At 58.0% G+C, this 18164-nt stretch carries 16 protein-coding genes; all 16 read right to left on the reverse strand.

Annotated features, from left to right (window positions below):
• Positions 1-92: 92 nt before the first annotated feature.
• Positions 93-869: a CDP-diacylglycerol--glycerol-3-phosphate 3-phosphatidyltransferase gene (pgsA, locus tag G439_RS11190; protein ID WP_022868069.1), complete on the reverse strand. Its 777-nt coding sequence runs from the start codon at positions 867-869 to the stop codon at positions 93-95.
• 30 nt (positions 870-899) lie between these two features.
• Positions 900-3698: an FtsK/SpoIIIE family DNA translocase gene (locus tag G439_RS0104895; protein ID WP_022868070.1), complete on the reverse strand. Its 2799-nt coding sequence runs from the start codon at positions 3696-3698 to the stop codon at positions 900-902.
• Positions 3699-3765: 67 nt separating this feature from the next.
• On the reverse strand, positions 3766-4710 hold the full coding sequence (locus G439_RS0104900; protein WP_022868071.1) for a PfkB family carbohydrate kinase: 945 nt from the start codon (positions 4708-4710) through the stop codon (positions 3766-3768).
• A 49-nt stretch (positions 4711-4759) separates the two neighbouring features.
• A complete protein-coding gene (locus G439_RS0104905) occupies positions 4760-6451 on the reverse strand; it encodes a ribonuclease J (protein WP_022868072.1) in 1692 nt (563 codons plus the stop codon).
• Positions 6452-6526: 75 nt separating this feature from the next.
• Positions 6527-7423, reverse strand: coding sequence for a 4-hydroxy-tetrahydrodipicolinate synthase (gene dapA, locus G439_RS0104910; RefSeq protein WP_026459406.1), 897 nt, complete (start codon positions 7421-7423; stop codon positions 6527-6529).
• An 84-nt stretch (positions 7424-7507) separates the two neighbouring features.
• Entirely contained in the window at positions 7508-8107 is a 600-nt protein-coding gene (locus G439_RS0104915) for a GNAT family N-acetyltransferase (RefSeq protein ID WP_083940788.1), read from the reverse strand.
• The gene (gene dapB, locus G439_RS0104920; protein ID WP_022868075.1) at positions 8104-8844 is read right to left on the reverse strand and encodes a 4-hydroxy-tetrahydrodipicolinate reductase; all 741 of its coding nucleotides are present in this window, start codon (positions 8842-8844) and stop codon (positions 8104-8106) included. Before dapB ends, G439_RS0104915 begins: the two co-directional genes overlap by 4 nt.
• 95 nt (positions 8845-8939) lie before the next feature.
• Complete coding sequence (locus tag G439_RS0104925) at positions 8940-10259, reverse strand: M16 family metallopeptidase (RefSeq protein ID WP_022868076.1); 1320 nt, start codon at positions 10257-10259, stop codon at positions 8940-8942.
• A gap of 147 nt (positions 10260-10406) precedes the next feature.
• On the reverse strand, positions 10407-12773 hold the full coding sequence (locus G439_RS0104930) for a polyribonucleotide nucleotidyltransferase (protein WP_022868077.1): 2367 nt from the start codon (positions 12771-12773) through the stop codon (positions 10407-10409).
• Between the two features lie 245 nt (positions 12774-13018).
• Positions 13019-13288, reverse strand: coding sequence for a 30S ribosomal protein S15 (gene rpsO, locus G439_RS0104935; protein ID WP_022868078.1), 270 nt, complete (start codon positions 13286-13288; stop codon positions 13019-13021).
• A gap of 243 nt (positions 13289-13531) precedes the next feature.
• The gene (locus G439_RS0104940) at positions 13532-13858 is read right to left on the reverse strand and encodes a hypothetical protein (protein ID WP_022868079.1); all 327 of its coding nucleotides are present in this window, start codon (positions 13856-13858) and stop codon (positions 13532-13534) included.
• Between the two features lie 17 nt (positions 13859-13875).
• A complete protein-coding gene (locus G439_RS0104945; RefSeq protein ID WP_022868080.1) occupies positions 13876-15237 on the reverse strand; it encodes a hypothetical protein in 1362 nt (453 codons plus the stop codon).
• On the reverse strand, positions 15234-15542 hold the full coding sequence (locus G439_RS0104950; RefSeq protein ID WP_022868081.1) for a hypothetical protein: 309 nt from the start codon (positions 15540-15542) through the stop codon (positions 15234-15236). Before G439_RS0104950 ends, G439_RS0104945 begins: the two co-directional genes overlap by 4 nt.
• Before the next feature lie 109 nt (positions 15543-15651).
• Positions 15652-16641 (reverse strand): bifunctional riboflavin kinase/FAD synthetase, encoded by a 990-nt coding sequence (locus G439_RS0104955; RefSeq protein ID WP_022868082.1) that lies wholly within the window; start codon positions 16639-16641, stop codon positions 15652-15654.
• Positions 16641-17675, reverse strand: coding sequence for a tRNA pseudouridine(55) synthase TruB (gene truB / locus G439_RS0104960; RefSeq protein WP_022868083.1), 1035 nt, complete (start codon positions 17673-17675; stop codon positions 16641-16643). The genes G439_RS0104955 and truB overlap by 1 nt, the downstream gene beginning before the upstream one ends.
• A gap of 2 nt (positions 17676-17677) precedes the next feature.
• Positions 17678-18157, reverse strand: a complete 480-nt coding sequence (gene rbfA, locus G439_RS0104965) for a 30S ribosome-binding factor RbfA (protein ID WP_022868084.1) — start codon at positions 18155-18157, stop codon at positions 17678-17680.
• Between the last annotated feature and the right edge of the window lie 7 nt (positions 18158-18164).

The raw sequence follows: 18164 nt of genomic DNA on the forward strand, positions 1-18164 counted from the left end.
GAAACTGCAAGGCAAAGACACTTATTCCCACGAACGAAAAAACCCATTAAAGTTGAGCCTAACTCACTCAACTTTAATAGGTTTGCTCGTTTTCAGTGTTCTTGGCGCTTACCTAAAACATCTGGCAAAACAGCCTCTTCGAGAAGCGGAGCCTGCGAAACAAGACCGTCCTCGGCAACAGCGCTCGCTTCCTCCTCAGCCTCTTTTTCCTCAGCTACAACAGCCTGCTCCAGCTCGGCCTGATCCTTGACGGGGCCAACTCTCCACAGCCGCATCCCCTCCAGGACGTACACGAAGCCCGACCACAAGGTCACAGCTAAAGCGGCACCGGCCAAAGCCAGGCCGAGATACTCAAACATCACAGCCCATGACAGGTTGGATTCATCCATAGCTACGAAGTGGCCCCACGGAACTAATAGTGTTCCCAGAGCAAAGATCTGAAGAACAGTCTTGAGCTTGCCTCCCGAGTTAGCCGCGACAACGATGCCGCGCCTCAGAAGGAAACCTCGCCACACGGTGATCCCCAGTTCTCGAACCGCGATGAGAATTGTCAGCCACCAGGGAAGAATCCCCTCCCATGACAGCATGGCAAAAGCCCCCAGAGTCAAGGCCTTGTCGGCGATTGGATCGGCAATCCGACCAAAATCTGTGACAAGTCCTCGGGCTCGTGCAATCTGACCGTCCAAGCGATCCGTCATGGCAGCGATGGCAAAAACACCAAAGGCAATCCACTGCAGTGACCACTCGGGCTGAAACTTCAGCCAGATAAAGATCGGTACGAGGACGAGGCGAAGGACAGTCAGCGCATTAGGCAGGTTGACGGGTGAGACCTTGGGCTTGCGCTCCAGGGCCGATACGTTCTCATCCATCGCAGTGTCCTCTCTTCGGGAGTTTCGCGGTCAGCGACCGGTCAGCTGCCAGGCGTCCTCGTCCTCATCCGGATGGTCATCCTCCCAATCGGGGGCTTGTCCACCGAAATCATGTCCAGCGTACGGGTCATTGTCGCCAGAATCAGCAACCTCGCCGGATTGTCCGCCACCTGGCTGTGCCTGCGCGCGAATGTCAGCCATGACCTCGTCATAGGACTTGCCCTCATCAGGATCTACGACAGCAGGCTCCTGCCCCAGCGATGACTGTTCGCCGCGCAGCATAGCCAAGACATCGGGCAACTGTTCGGGCGTCACCAGCACCTGTCGAGCCTTGGACCCCTCCGATGGGCCAACAATTTCACGTGATTCCAGCAGGTCCATGAGGCGCCCAGCGCGGGCAAATCCAACCCGTAACTTGCGTTGCAACATCGAGGTCGAACCCAGCTGAGTCGACACCACCAGTTCCGCGGCCTGCAGAAGATCGTCGAGGTCGTCTCCAATATCCTCAGCGACCTTGGCAACCTTTTGCTCAGCGGGTACAACATCGTCGCGGTAATGCGTCTCCATCTGAGTTTTCACATGCGCAACGATCTTGTGGATCTCCGACTCAGAGACCCAAGCACCCTGAACACGCATCGGTTTAGATGCTCCAGCAGGCAAATACAGGGCATCACCCTGGCCGATGAGCTTCTCAGCTCCAGGCTGGTCAAGGATCGTCCTCGAGTCCGTCAATGACGAGGTCGCAAATGCGAGCCTTGATGGGATATTCGCCTTAATTAAACCGGTAACAACGTCAACCGATGGCCTTTGGGTGGCCAAAACCAGGTGGATTCCTGCTGCACGGGCTAGCTGGGTAATTCGTTGAATTGAGGCTTCCACGTCGCGCGGAGCCACCATCATCATGTCTGCTAACTCGTCGACAACAACAAGCAAATAAGGGTACGGATGCAGTTTTCGTTCCAACCCAGGTTTGGCCTGAACCTGTCCAGAACTGACTGCTTTATTGAAATCATCAATGTGCTTGAAGCCGTAGTCCGCTAGATCGTTGTAGCGCGCGTCCATCTCCTTAACCACCCATTCGAGAGCCTCAGCCGCTTTCTTCGGATCGGTGATGATCGGAGAGATCAGGTGCGGAATTCCCTCATAGATGGTCAATTCAACGCGCTTGGGGTCCACCAGGATCATTCGGACCTCCTGGGGGGTCGAACGCATCATGATGGAGGTAATCATTGAGTTAATGAAGGAAGACTTACCTGATCCGGTTTGGCCAGCGACCAGCATGTGCGGCGTCTTGGCTAGATTCGTCACAACGTACGAGCCTTCGACATCTTTGCCTACGCCCACAACAAGAGGATGCGGGTTGCGTTTAGCAGCACCAGAACGCAGCACGTCGCCCAGAGAGACGTTCTCTCGATCCGTATTGGGGATCTCGATACCGATAGCCGACTTTCCGGGAATCGGCGCAAGTATTCGAACGTCGGCTGAAGCCACCGCATAGGCGATGTTCTTCGACAGGTTTGTCAGCTTATCGACCTTGACGCCAGCACCCAGGACGACCTCGTAGCGGGTAACCGTGGGGCCTCGCGAAAAGTCCACAACCTTCGCATCAATGTTGAAGTCTGCAAACACCTGTGCAAGCGCACGAACAACCTGGTCGTTGACTGCAGAACGGGTCTTGTGAGGGGGACCCGCGACGAGCAGCGCCTCATCGGGAAGCACATAGGTAATGGATTCGTCGAGGGCGGACTGAAATTCAGGCGCAGAAGGCGCTTGTGTGAACTCCGGAGCACCCAGGTTCTCGCTTTCCTCAGCGAGGTCGCCGGCCGCCACGAGCTGACTGGTTTGAGACTCTTGACCAACCACAGGCACTTGAGTCAGCGCCTCCGTTGGAGCATCCTGCACTCCAGCAATGACGGGGGTTTGCGCTGTAATATCTGGGGTTTCGCTCAGCGCATTGACAGGCTGAACCACTGTCTCAACTTCATGAGCTTGACGCATGGGTTCGTCGCCGTCGTATTGGTCCAGGAAGGCATCGTCACCGGCTGCAAGCTGTTCACGCGCCTCGCGTCGGGCACGCTGCCTAGGTGTTTCCTCATCGGGGTCGTCGTTCTCGCCGCGCGGGGAACGATCAAGAAGTTGAGCAATGAAGTTTCTGATCTTTACGGGGGCTTCACCAATACGTGTTTGGGTCGCAAGCAGAAGCGAGTATGCGAGCAAAAGAATGAGTATTGCACCCGCTCCCCAACCCGATAGGAGATTCGTCAAAGGCCGCGCAACAAACCAACCAATCAAGCCTCCAGCGGCTTCGACCTGATCGAATGGCTTGAGCGGAGGGTTACCTTGTGAAATGTGGACCAGGCCTGTCAGAGCGACGATCACTCCGGTGGCTCCGGCAAAGTGATGCGGCAGCGCATGCTGACCTGATCGAGCGCGGATCAGCTCGGCAGCAAAACCGATAAGCGCGAGCGGAACAACCACTGAAAAAATACCGACTGAGCCTGCGGCCCCATGGTGAATGAATGCACCTGCTTGGCCGGAGATTTGGAACCATTCGCGCAGTGCAACGACAATCGCAGCGGCGACACTGACAAAGGCAAGGGCATCACGTTTGACCTGTGGATCAGTGGCTCGCCAGGCTTTGGTCGCCGCCACCACAGCCTGACCAATGCCAGAAAATAGGCGCGCAAGCAGGCCCGGTTCGTTGAGTTGCGAAGACGGCTGCGTAGACGCCCTCTGATTCGCTGCTCGCGACGAGGACGTTCCCGAAGCACTCTTCTTGCGACCGGAGGAAGAACGCGATGATGACGGAGACGAAGACTTTGAGGCCATGATGCTTGTGACGGTACCCGCGACAATGCCGCCGACGCTTCAGGCGCGCCGCCTTTTTACCGCACCGTTACGCGGTCTTGGACACTGATCCGGTCTCTAAGACCCGATCGATCTGCTCTCGAGTTGGCACTGGAAGAGCCGATTCGTGCGAGATTGTGATCGCTGCAGCAGCATTGGCCATCCTGCATGCTTCCTGCAGATTCGCACCCATCAAAAGGCCTGCGCACATCGTTGCGATATGCGTATCCCCCACCCCGGCAGTGTCGGCAACTTCGGCGTCGAAAGCATCAATTTTTATCACGGGCGAATCCACGTTTTCTTGGACTTCGCAGCCGTTTCGTCCCATCCGCCGCACGGTTGCTGCTTCTGGCCGTAGCAGATGACGTATGCCTACTCCCGGTTCGAAGTCGTTGAGGATATTCGTCAACGCCGCATATTCACGAATGTTCATGGTGACAATGTCAGCGCGTTTGAAAAGCTGCTTCCATACTTCGACAGGCACCTGCTCAACCGCTGGAGAAACAGAGACCACCAGCTTGACTGAACTGGGTAACGCCGCGGCCCAGCCTGAGAGGACTTTGGCCGAATGTGAGCTCGTTAAATCCGATGCGGCTACGTGGATCAGATCCCCTGGTTGCAGGACGAGGTGATCGAGTACGGCGCGCGCTGGTTCTGATTCAACTCCAGCTGTCACAATCGACGTCATTGAACCGTTTTCAGAAATCAACTGGATAGCGACTCCAATATCTCCGACCAGTTCCTGGGTGATGACATCGACTCCCGCATCCGACAGAAGCTGGCGGACCGTGAAGGAGTTTGGTCCAGTTCCGAGCGGGGAAGCCAGAGCTGCCGGCACTCCAAGAGCCGCCACAGCTGACAAAGTCGTGAAACCACCGCCGGGTCGAGATGAGGCGGCGTCCGCGTGCACCGATCCACCTAGAGGCGGCATGTATGAAATGTTCATCGGCAGGACCAGAACCACCGAGTGCGTTGAAATGAAACGTCCCGTCATTGAGGTGCCTCCTGACGCTCGCGAAGCTCACACATTCCTTGGGGTCCGTTCACTGTTCGGTGACAACCGGAACAATCATGGGGCGGCGGCGCAGTCGGCGAGCGACCCAACGACCAATAACTCGACGCATAGCCTGCTGCAAGACATAAGGATCCTGTTTGCCGGGGGCTGCTGCATCCTTGAGCGCTGCTTCAACGTCGGGAAGGATTTCGTCAAAGACTGAATCGTCCTCGGCCATACCGATGGCACGGATCGTTGGCCCCGCCAAGACCATGCCTGAGTCATGTTCGACAACCGCGTAGACGCTGATGAAGCCTTCCGAACCCAGGGTTCGTCGCGTCTCGAGTTCGTCCTCGGAAATCTCTCCAATGGAGCGTCCATCAACGTAGACATATTCGCACGGAACCATACCCGACACGCGGGCACGGCCATCCTTAAGATCAACGGTGACGCCGTCCTCGGCTAGGACAACATTTTCCGGCGAGATACCGGTCTTGACGGCCAGTTGTCCGTTGGCGACAAGGTGACGAACCTCGCCGTGGATCGGCATAACATTGGTTGGTTGGATGATGTTGTAGCAGTAGATGAGTTCGCCCGCTGACGCATGGCCAGACACGTGGACCTTCGCATTGGCTTTATGGACGACTCTGGCGCCAAGCCTAGTCAATTCGTTGATAACCCGGTACACGGAGTTTTCGTTCCCAGGGATCAGCGAGGACGCAAAGACCACCATATCCCCCGGTTCAATGGTCACGGTGCGATGGGAGCCTGTGCTCATGCGTGACAAGGCAGCCATGGGCTCACCCTGAGAGCCGGTCGCCATGTAGACGCGCTCATGAGCAGGCAATTCAGCAATAGTTTTCTGGTCGACAATGACGCCCTCGGGCACCGTCAAATAGCCTTTTTCTTGGGCGATACGCATATTGCGTTCCATAGAGCGGCCCACCAACACCACCTTGCGGCCATGAGCGTGGGCAGCATGGATCACCTGCTGGACGCGGTGGACGTGGGAAGCAAAGGAAGCAACCACAATCTGTCCATCGGCCTCGCCAAAGACTCGGTCAAGGACGGGCCCGATCTCGCGTTCTGGGGTGATGAATCCGGGGACCTCGGCGTTAGTGGAGTCCACCATGAATAGGTCGACTCCTTCCTCGCCAAAGCGCGCGAAGGAGCGCAGATCGGTCAAGCGACGGTCCAAGGGCAGCTGGTCCATCTTGAAGTCGCCGGTGATGAGGATCTTTCCGGCTTCGGTGCGCACGAACACCGCGAGCGCATCCGGGATCGAGTGGGTGACCGACACAAACTCGAGGTCGAAGGGACCCACGGTGATGCGGTCGCCTTCGGCCACCACGTAGAGGTGTTCGGCAGGAAGCCTGTGCTCTTTGAGCTTGGGTTCAACGAAAGCGAGCGTCAGATCAGACCCGTACATGGGGATGTCATCACGCAGCTTCGACAGGTAAGGCACTGCACCGATGTGGTCTTCGTGCCCGTGGGTCAGCACCATGCCCACGACGTCGTCGAGGCGGTCTTCGATCCAGGAGAAATCGGGGAGGATGAGGTCGACACCGGGTTGGGTCTCTTCGGGGAAAAGGACGCCGCAGTCAACGATCAGGAGCTTGCCCTGGTATTCCAGGACATTCATGTTCCTGCCAACTTCTCCGAGGCCACCCAGGGGGATGACGCGGATAGCGCCGCCTTCCAGGGGCGCGGGTTCAGACAGGTTTTCGTACAGAGGCTTCATAGTCCAAGTGTGCCATGTTCTCCGTTAACGTATCCGAACCGAGCGGCCCCGCCACTGGCCGACGCCCGTTGCCGCTCACAGCAGCGAAGCGTTCTCCATGGCTGTGCGAAGTGCAGAAATCTCATCCTCGCTGGCTCTCATCAGAGGTAGGCGAACAGCGGGACTGTCAATCAGCCCTTGTAAATGGACTGCGTGCTTAGCCATGACTGCCCCTTGGCCTCCACCCATAATGGCTGCAACGAGGGGACGCAAGGAGTAGGCGAGCTCACGAGCTTCCCACACTTGGTCTGCGTCCAGTAGGTCAATCATCTGCCGGTATTGGCTTCCCGCTACGTGAGCAACAACGGAAATAAAACCGGAGGCCCCACCTGTCATCCACGCAAAGTTCAGACCATCATCACCCGAGTAGTATTCCAATCCGGTACGGTGCATACGTTCGACGCCCTGCTCGACATTGCCCGTGGCATCTTTGACTGCGCTGATCCGTGGGTGAGTGGCAAGGTCATCAAGGGTTTCGTCAGAAAACGCCAAGCCTGTGCGTCCGGGAATGTCATAGAGCATGATCGGCAGGTCGGTGGCATCGGTAATGGCGTGCACATGTGCACGTAGGCCAGCCTGCGATGGGCGGTTGTAATAGGGCGCGACCACAAGCAAGCCGTCAGCCCCGTGTTCTTGGGCGCCTTCGGCTATACGCACGGCGTGCGCTGTGTCGTTGGAGCCAGCTCCGGCCAGGATGAAGGCCTTGTCCCCCACGGCCTCTTTGACGGCGACCGTCAGGTCGTTCTTTTCGGGCTGATGCGTGGTTGGTGATTCTCCGGTGGTTCCGTGCACGAGGATCGTGTCGCAGCCGTCATCAACGAGCTTTCGGGCAAGACGTTGAGCCGACTCAAGGTCGACGGAGCCGTCCTCATGGAAAGGCGTGACGAGTGCGGGAGCTAAGGATCCGAATTGGCGTGCAGGAATGTGGCTCATGACATCGAGCATAGCGGCCTAGTTCACCAGCTTCGTCCTTGACCACCTGGCGGTCGCTAAAGCGTTCCTCGTCTTCGAGGCTGTCTAACGCGTTGCCCACCAAAGATGTTGGACGAGGGCGGCGTCCTCCTGCACATTCTTGGGCCCCAGCTGGCGGCGCACAGGAGTCGGTGCGAAGCCTGCTGACTGGTAGAAGCGGATGCGCGCTTGGTCCGCATTCGAGATCCACACCCGCAGACACGAGGTCGAACTAGTGTCTGCTACAGCTTGAAGCAGGCGTGATCCGTGGCCGGATCGAGCAAAGTCTGGGTCGACGTAGAGTTCGTGGATGTCGGTTCCGGCTGGAATGGGGTCGGCACCATCGACACGGATTTCATCCCCTGGTGCGGCGAAAGCAAAGCCTGCAATCCCGTGTCCATGCAAGGCAACAAGCGTTTGTACCCCTGCAGGTTTGGGTCCTGATAGGGAGGCGTGCCACTGCTCTGTGATCTGGGCAGCATCGATTCCAAGCGTAGGAGTGGATGCCTCATCGACGCCTGTGACGCTGAGGATCGAGGCCACTTGAAGTTGCGCGATTCGAGCAGCGTCATCTGGTTGCGCGGGTCTGACCGATCGATCCACGCCGTTGGAGGCATGTGTATGTCCTTCATGTCCCGCCATATTTTGCCCGCTTTCAAGGCTCATAGGCCCAGGACCTGATCGAGGCCGACGGTCAATCCAGGACGGTCTGCTACCTTGCGAATGGCCAGCAGAACACCGGGCATGAAAGAGACCCGGTCAAAAGAATCCGTGCGGATGACCAGTTGTTCGCCCTCGTTACCAAAAAGGATCTCTTCAGACGCAGTCAGCCCGCGCAAGCGCACAGCATGTACGGGAACACCGTCCACCCGGCCTCCACGTGTACCTTCCGGGTCGATCTGCGTTGCATCTGGGATGGAACCTAGGCCGGCCTTTTGGCGGGCAGCGGCAATCCCACGGGCTGTGGCGGTGGCTGTTCCCGAAGGTGCATCCACCTTATTGGGGTGGTGCATTTCGATCACTTCTGCCGACTCAAAGTAGGGAGCAGCAAGGGCAGCGAACTTCATAGCCAGGACCGCGCCCATGGCAAAGTTTGGAGCGATGAGGACGCTGCGCCCAGCCTCGTTGGCGTGTACGCGTACACGCTCGTAGGACTCTTCGCTCCAGCCGGTGGTTCCGACCACGACATTGAGGCCCGCGTCCAATAATGCGTGGACGTTGGATTCTGTAACGGCAGGGACTGAGAAGTCCACGGCAACAGTTGCACCATTCAAAGCGGAGACATTGATGGCATCGCCTGCATCAAGCATGGCAACGACCTTCATGTCGGAGGCTTTTGTAACAGCCTCGACGACTGTTTTGCCCATACGTCCCTGGGCGCCAGTCACTGCTACCTGAATCATTGTTCATCCCCGTTCCTTGCTAATGTCTGCATCGATTGTGGCATTGCTGGCTTCATCCGCGCGCGCACGTCCACCGAGTTGGGATCGTCGAGCTTTTACTCACGTGGAAGAACCAAAGCCTTATATCGGTGGCGACCAGCAAGCTCTGCCGCCATATCGCTGACCTGCTGAGCTGTGACCCCATCAATTTTTGTCAAAGTCTCATCGACGGTGCGGTAGGTCCCAGAAATTTCCGCTCGCCCCAGACGCATCATCCGTGACCAATTGTCTTCTAGTCCCAGTGCTACCGATCCGCGGACCTGGCCGCGCACCCGACTGAGTTCTTCTTCGGTGGGGCCATTGGCAGCAAGATCTTCAAGTTGACCAACCATGATGCGAGCAACCTCGTCAATGTGGCGCCGTGATGTGCCCGCATACATGCCAAAGGTGCCCGAATCCGATAGTGCCGACTCAAAAGCGTAGGTCGTGTAAGCCAATCCCCTCTTCTCGCGGATCTCTTGGAAGAGGCGCGACGATAGTGAACCTCCCAGGATGCTGAGCAGAACGGACATAATGTGTCCGTTGGGATCATCCGCTTTCATGCCTCGTGTTCCCAAAATGAGGTGGGCTTGTTCAACGTCCCTGATCCGTGTGATTTCGTCGTCGTGTTCGACTGGTTCAGGGGCGTTCGTCATTCGCCTTGGCCTGGGCTGGTGGGCTTGTAAATGGATGTCATTCCAAGAGGACCGAGCCAACGCCTGATCCACGAGCTCCGCGAGCTGTTGGTGATCAACGTTGCCTGCAGCGGTGACCACGAGATTGTCTGGCCCATAGGTCTGCTTGTAGTGGTCCCAGACGGCATCTCGGGTAACCGCTCGAATAGCATCAGAAGTCCCACCGATCGGTCGACCTGCAGGAACATCCCCATGAACTGCCAGCTGGAAAGCATCGTGGATCACTTCAATAGGACTGTCCTGCGACATTGCTAACTCGTCAAGAATCACCCCTTTTTCCATGTCAAAGTCCACCGGAGTGATCAGCGAATCAGCCACCATATCGGTAATGACATCAATAGCCATCGGCAAGTCTTCACCCAGGACACGTGCCCAATATGCAGTGTGCTCGCGGGCCGTCTCCGCGTTTGATTCGCCTCCGACACAGTCAAATGCCACCGCAATATCTAAAGCACTACGTCGAGAAGTCCCCTTGAACAACAAGTGTTCAAGGAAATGGGTGGATCCAGCGCCCTCGTTAGTCTCATCACGAGACCCCACCGGAACCCACAGTCCCAGGCTCACGGATTGCATTGCCGGCACTCGCTGAGTGACGATCCGGGTACCACCGAGGGTAACAGTGCGTTTGACTCGGGTTCCGGCGTCTTCGAAGGAGGACGAGGACGGCCCCTGGTCAAGCGGTAATCCAATAGGAGGTGTCATTTTCGGGGGTTCTCCAAGATTGTTTCACTTGTGCTGATAAAGCAGGCCACACAATTTCGCCAGCGTATATAGACAGGTGTAGGGGTGAGCCTCAACGGCTCTCCCCTACACCTGAATTCCGAGGCGGTCTACCACCTTATGTGGCGCTCACTCTGCGTCGTCAGCGCCCTGCGACGACTCATCGGAGTCTTCGCGCTTACGGCGGGTACGCGTACGGGGGCGACGCTCACGACGCTCAGAACGGTCACGGCGTTCACGACGTTCGCGGCGTTCACCACCGTTGTTCTCTTGAGCAGCGGCCTCAGCCTCGGCGGCCTCACCTTCGATAACAGCGTGCAAGCTGAGCTTTCCACGGTCACCGATCTCGGCGATCTCAACCTCGACCTGCTGACCGACCTGGAGGACCTCGTCCACCGACTCGATGCGGTTGCCGCCCACTAGGCGACGAACCTGCGAAATGTGCAGCAGGCCGTCCTTGCCGGGGGTCAAGGAAACGAAGGCTCCGAAAGAGGTCGTCTTGACGACGGTTCCCACGAAGCGTTCGCCCACCTCAGGCATCTGCGGGTTGGCGATCTGGTTGACCATCGCACGAGCAGCCTCGGCGGATTCACCGTTGGCGGATGCGATGTAGACGGTGCCGTCGTCTTCAATGGTGACGTCAGCGCCAGTGTCTTCCTGGATCTGGTTGATCATCTTGCCCTTGGGGCCAATGACCTCGCCAATCTTGTCGACGGGCACCTTGACGGTGATGATGCGAGGAGCGTGGGCGCTCATCTCATCGGGACCATCGATTGCTTGGTTGATGAGATCGAGGATTGCCAGGCGGGCGTCGCGGGCTTGGGCCAACGCGGCGCGCAGTACCTGGGAGTCAATGCCGTCGAGCTTGGTGTCCAGCTGAAGGGCGGTAATGAAGTCCTTGGTGCCGGCGACCTTGAAGTCCATGTCGCCAAAGCCGTCTTCAGCACCCAGGATGTCAGTCAGAGTGACGGACTTCTGGACGCCGTCAATCTCGCCGGTCATCAGACCCATTGCGATGCCTGCGACGGGAGCGCGCAGCGGCACGCCAGCTTGCAGCATCGACAGGGTCGAGGCGCAAACCGATCCCATCGAGGACGAGCCGTTAGATCCCATAGTTTCGGAGACCTGACGGATGGCGTAGGGGAAGTCTTCACGTGAAGGCAGGACGGGCACGAGGGCGCGCTCTGCCAGGTCACCGTGACCGATTTCGCGGCGCTTGGGCGAACCCACGCGGCCCACCTCACCGGTGGAGAAGGGCGCGAAGTTGTACTGGTGCATGTAGCGTTTGGAGTTGACCGGCGACAGGTTGTCGATCTGCTGCTCCATGCGCAGCATGGCCAGAGTCGTCACACCCAGAATCTGGGTTTCACCGCGCTGGAACAGGGCCGAACCGTGGACGCGCGGCAGGACCTCAACCTCAGCGGACAGGGAGCGGATCTGACGCGGGGTGCGTCCATCCATACGGATTTCTTCGCGCAGAGTGCGCTGGCGAATCGTCTGCTTTTCGAGGGAACGGAAGGCGGCCTTGAGTTCCTTTTCCGAGTCGGGGAAGCGTTCGTCCAAAGCACCGAGCATTTCATGCTTGACGGCATCGCAGGCCTCGTCCCGAGCCAGCTTGCCTTCGGTCAGCAGAGCCTTGGCGAGCTTATCGCCGACGTAGTCCTCGACGGCCGCGTACTGCTCGTCGGTGTAGTCAAGGAAGAGCGGGAAGTCAACAGTTTCCTTCGAAGCCTTGGCAGCAACCTGCATCTGAGCTTCACACAGGGCCTTAATGAAAGGCTTAGCGGCTTCAAGACCGTCTGCGACAACCTCTTCGGTGGGGGCCTTGGCGCCCGCTTCAATGAGGTCGACCTCGTTGGCGCCACCGCCGGCCTCGACCATCATGATGGCGACGTCTTCAGAGCCGTCTTCCTTAGTGACGACGCGGCCTGCGACGACAATGTTGAAGACGGAGCGCTCCAGCTCAGACCAACGCGGGAAAGCAACCCACTGGTCATCGATGAGCGCCAGGCGGGTGCCACCGATCGGCCCGGTGAAAGGCAGACCTGCGATCTGAGTGGACATGGATGCGGCATTAATAGCCAGGACGTCGTATGCGTCGTCGGGGTGGATCGTCAGAACGGTTTCAACGACCTGAACCTCATTGCGCAGGCCCTTGACGAATCCGGGGCGCAGGGGTCGGTCGATGAGGCGGGCTGCCAGAATAGCTTCGGTTCCAGCGCGGCCTTCACGGCGGAAGAACGATCCGGGGATGCGGCCAGCCGCATACTGACGTTCTTCAACGTCCACGGTCAGCGGGAAGAAATCGAATTGATCCTTGGGGTTCTTGCCAACTGTCGTAGCTGACAGAACGGTGGTCTCATCATCGAGGTACGCCAGGGCTGCACCTGCGGCCTGCTTGGCGAGGCGTCCGGTCTCGAAGCGCACTGTGCGCTTGCCGAACTTGCCATTGTCAATAGTCGCCTCTGCGGCGACGATGTCTGTGCCTTCCATCATGGTGGCATCTCTCCTTGTTTCGAACGAATGCGCGCTCTGCTTCGGCCTTCGATCGAAGTCCACGGCGTCGATTCCTTTTCGGATTGTCCGTGAACCACTGTCGAAAACCGGCGGCTTCCACGCGCGGTTTGAACTGTGATTCGGGTCCTGGCAAAAGATGTCCCTGCAGGGATCGAGCCCGTGAAGGCGTTTGCCGGACGTAGCGAACCGGCCCGGTCCCTTGAAGGGATCGGGCCGGCAATGGGTCAGCGGCGCAGGCCCAGACGCTCGATGAGGGAGCGGTAACGCTCAATATCGATGTCGGCCAGGTAGCCGAGGAGACGACGGCGTCGTCCGACCAGCAGAAGCAGGCCACGACGGGAGTGGTGGTCATGCTTGTGGGTCTTGAAGTGCTCGGTCAGGTCCTTGATGCGGCGCGACAGCAGCGCAATCTGGACCTCGGGAGAACCAGTGTCGCCCTCGTGAGTCGCGTACTCGGCGATGATCTGGTCCTTGACTTCCTTGCTCAGCGGCACAGGCTTCTCCTTATAACTCGTTGCGCGGGGCTCCGGGGCCACTCCCCGAGGCGGACATTCCGCGGCCGATCTGACGGCCTCCCTAGGCTAACACGGCACCGACGCGGCAATTCTGTGCTGGACAGTTGCTCCGGTCACCATCGACTGTGGGATCGCACACTCAAACGTGAGTCGCTCCACCTGCATTGACTCGCCGAGTCAATGCCAGTGCTCTGACTAGACCCTGGGGAACGTCGGGCAAAATTAGATGGCGTCGAACTCTGCGGCCGGCTGGTATCGGAAGGTAGCGGATCCTCCACCGGATCCAACCTCGCCGGGAAGCATGACCGATGGCACCACGTCAATCAACGTGAAACTTCCAGCTTTCGGATCGGCAACGGTATCGCCCAGTCTCAAAATCGTTCGAGGAAAACCGCCGACCCCATCGAGATCCACACCCCTAACGGATGCGACGAGCTCACCATTTTGAACCCAGGTGCGGCTTACGGTGTAGGACGGGAATCCGGACGGAGACGGTGAGTATCGGCCGGAAACTTCAATCACAATGATTCTGTCGTTGCTGTGGTCCATGGATATTCGCCCACCCATCACAACCTACAGTCCGCAAGGACTGCCATTGCGGCGTTGCGCCCGAATTCGTCCCACCCAATGCTGAAGGTGCCACCAAGGACGGTATTGCCGGCAACCGGACAGTTCTCACCCCAGGGGTTGTGCAAAGTCAGCGCAGATGCGGTGGCATCCAAAATTGCGTATGAATGCATGGACTCAATTTCAACTGCGACTGGCTTGCCATCAATGCGGACATGGGCTATGCCAACTCCCCCATTGGACTGGGACCCACCAAAACCAAATTGCCCCATCGAGGCAGTCACGCATTGTCCGGATCGGACGGCCTCGATGATCGCTTGGCGCGCATCCACACCGTACACTGCCTCACCCGCGCTGTCTTCGTCACCTGCATAGACGACTTGCGACCTGCCCACCAGAAGGTCAGAGACTGCGCACACATAACCGGCATAGTTGCCCGTGGATGCAGCTTCGCCTGAGGAATGGTACTGCCCGACAGCCGCTTCGAGGACGCCAGCAACATTCGCCCCGCCGATACCATTTCCTTGGACACCATTGGCGTAAACCTCGGTGACCAAGATGTCGTATTCGAAGGAGGATTCTGATCGAGACGACGTATCGCGCAGCGTCACCGTATATCCATCCTGAGCGCCGCGAGCATCGAAATGTGGGCGCATAATCGAACGGATGTGTCGACGTCCCACCTTGGAAGCCATGAGGGCCTGGACGACCGACACCAGGTGACAGTCACCAATACCCCCTTGTCTCACCGAGGTGTAGTCGGGAGCCACCAGCTCAGTATTAATCCGTTCGAAGTCCGAAGACGTCAGTGCAACGGTCCGATTCGCCATGCTCATGGCTTGGCGCTCTTCAATCACATCGTCTGGATCGAGAGCTTTTCCGAGTTCCCTCGCGCAATCATGCGACGCCTCTTTAGCTTTTTCAATGAGTTCTAAGTAGGCAGCTCGGATGGCCGTAACCTCGTTAGAACAGTCGAGGAGCTGTTCGATGCGTTCACCGACCGGCAGCCCTGTCAGCCGCGCGTCGTAGGCCAGCATCTGGTCTTCTAGCTGGCTGGCACGACGTTCAAGATCTTCCAGTGTCCATCCGTAGCGGTTAATGGCTTGTGCTCCGGCATCTACACCGTCGACGAGCTCAATCCACGCTTTCCGCATCGTTTCGTGCTGCTGAGAAAAGGAGTCGGCGACCGCACCGTCAAGGGACTGAGCGACCCGCGGTAGATCTTGGATCCGCGTTTCTTCTTCGGAAAGCGCTTCCTTAAGTGCCTGCACTTCGGCTTCAATACCGAATACTTTGCTCGAAGATCCAGGAATACCTGGCAGCGCGTCGACGTAGGTGCCGATCAGGTTGGTCTTGCTCACTGCTCCCCCGATAGCCGAGCCACAGTTTTCTTGAAGGAGGCTTCCAAGTCTTCCTCGTTGCCGGTCGAGGCGCGCACCGAGTGGCGCACGAAAGATGCGATGTTCTCGCTCCACTGTGCAGCAAGCTGAGTCCGTTCAACTACTGATCCAAGAAAACGCCCATAGGCCGCATCCAACAGATCGTTGCCAAAAACACCGGCAACGGCAGCGTCAGGAATTGGCTCATTAAGAGCTGCTGCACTGATGTCATCCAAGCGTTTAGCCAGCTCAGCCATTTCGCCTGAATCGAGTGAGAACCCGCTCATCGCTTCCTTTTCGATCGAATCACGTTGCTCAGTTACTATACCTGTTTCACACGGCCACTCCCTGTGAATCAGGGCGGGAAATGGTGATTCACGCGGTATTCGGTGGGTTCTAGTGAGCAGTGACCGACTGAGGATCAACACGACCTGCCACTGCCACGCCCAGCACCGAGGCCGTCCTGCGCAGGTCATCGTCCATTTGCTCGAGCAACCCATCTAAGGAATCAAAGCTCAGCATGGGGCGAATTCGTGACACGAATGTCACAGCGATTTTCTCGCCGTAGAGATTTAAGTCTGATCGGCCGAGCACATGCGCTTCGACAGTTCGATTCTTGCCTTCAAAGTGCGGATTCGTACCCACTGAGATTGCAGCGGGAAGAAACTCCGTCGATGCCGTACCGGGAACCTGGCGCACAACCCATCCCGCGTACACGCCGTCGCCAGGTACGACTCCTTCAATGTCTTGGCCAAGGTTTGCTGTGGGAAAACCCAGCTGACGTCCACGCTTGAAACCATGTTCGACAACGCCGTGAATCCTGTGCAGATGTCCCAGTACCCGCGCAGCTCCCGCCACATCACCCAGCTCCAGTAACTCCCTGACCCACGAGGACGACCAGCGTCGGCCTTCAGCGGCTTCAATGTCGGTGACCATGACGACGTCGAAGCCGTGGGCACGACCTAGGGCGCGCAAAGTTTCGACTGTTCCGGAATTTCCTCGCCCAAAGCGGAAGTCTTCTCCCACCACCACCTCGACCGCTCCCAGACGGTCAACGAGGTACTCAACGACAAACTCTTCGGGTTCTAAGGAATAGACCGAAGCGTCATAGTGGACCACCAGCGTAGCCTCCAGTCCTGAGGCTGCCATTGCGTCAAGACGATCTTGGAGGGCACAGATCAATTGGAGACCGTCCTCAGGACGGTGTACCTGCCTGGGGTGCGGATCGAAAGTGACGGCAACGGCCGATACATGCTGACGTTTGGCTCGATCAACACAGGTGGCGATGACCTTTTTGTGTCCGTTGTGCATCCCATCGAAGTTGCCAATGGTCACTACAGATTTCAGGGCTCCTGGGACCTCAGAGCAGTCAGTCCATGTGAGCATTAGTGATCTCCTTGGAAGACAAGTGTGGTTTTCAATCGTCCGTTATCGATCTCGACAAGGCCAAGGACCTGGGAGTTCGGGCCGACAGCCGCGTAGCGGGTCGCCACATTCCCCTTGTCGTTAGGTTGTTGGAGGGCTTCGATGTGGGCGCGGCTACGCCGCGGTGCCTGCCCATGGACGAATCGACCAGCCTCATCGGCGTCAAGTTCAAGGATCGGGAACATGGCGGTGACCGCGTCTGCCAGGTCGATAATCGGCACGCGCGAATGCCCGGCTTCGCTGGGATCGGGCTGGTGTCCACGCTCAAGAATTGGGGCGGAGCGTTCTTCCAATTCCTCCAGGGTGAGGGCGTCTTCGATACAAAATTGGCCAACACGCGTGCGCCGCAAAGCCGTCAGATGAGCACCGCACCCCAAGTCCTGGCCGAGGTCGCGAGCCAAAGCTCGAATATACGTTCCAGATGAGCAATCGACTTCAACCTGCACATCGACGACGGGGATAGCCTCGGCATCTGCATCGTCACTCAGTTGTGCTGTTGTGTGGAGGATCGGCCCGACCACCTCGAAACGGTCGATGGTGACGGTGCGCGCTTTGAGATGGACTTCTTGGCCTGCGCGTGCCAAAGCGTAGGCACGTTTGCCATTGACTTTAATGGCGGAGACCGTGGACGGAACCTGCTGTATTGTTCCGCGTAATTTCGCTATCGCTGTTTCCAGTTCTCGCTCGCCCAGTTGGAGGCATCCGGCCATATGGGCGTATTCGCCCTCGGCGTCATCGGTGGTTGTCGTGGCACCTAGCCGGATGGTGGCCTGGTAACTTTTCGAATCCCCTGTCACCCAGGTCAGCAGCTTTGTTGCTTTGCCGATTCCTAACACCAGCAGACCCGTTGCCATGGGGTCCAGGGTGCCGGCATGGCCGACCTTACGTGTGGCGGCAAGCCTACGAACTTTCGACACGACATCGTGGCTTGTGATGCCTTGTGGTTTATCAATGACAACGAGGCCAGGGACCGGATTGTCCACGCGCGCAGCCATTGTCAGTGAGCGTTCTCTTCTTCGCTGTCATCTTCGTCTTGCGCGTCGTCAAGTTCTGCGTCCTCGTCGTCACGCCGATACGGGTCTTCTTCGCCTGCATACGAGGCGCCCACTGCCGCTTGGGCGATTTGAGCGTCCCGGGCTTTGGCTGCGGCAAGGGCATCTTCGAGGGCGGCCGCAGATTCAGGAAGCCCATCAAGGAGGAACTCCAGCGTCGGAGTCAAACGGATACCCAAGGCTTTACCCACCTCGGAGCGAATAATGCCCTTAGCTGACTCGAAGGCTCGTCCGGCTGCGGCACGGTCATCATCATCGCCGAGAACCGTGTAGAACACCGAAGCATGCTGGAGGTCACCGGTGACGCGCACATCGGTAATGGTTACGAAACTCAAGCGAGGATCTTTCACCCTGCGTCCAAGCATGCTGGCGACCGTCTGGTGGATACGATCCTGAACCTTACGTTGGCGAGCTTCGTCTGCCATCGATACC

The organism is Schaalia vaccimaxillae DSM 15804 (genome assembly GCF_000420425.1).
Taxonomy (GTDB): Bacteria; Actinomycetota; Actinomycetes; order Actinomycetales; family Actinomycetaceae; genus Pauljensenia; species Pauljensenia vaccimaxillae.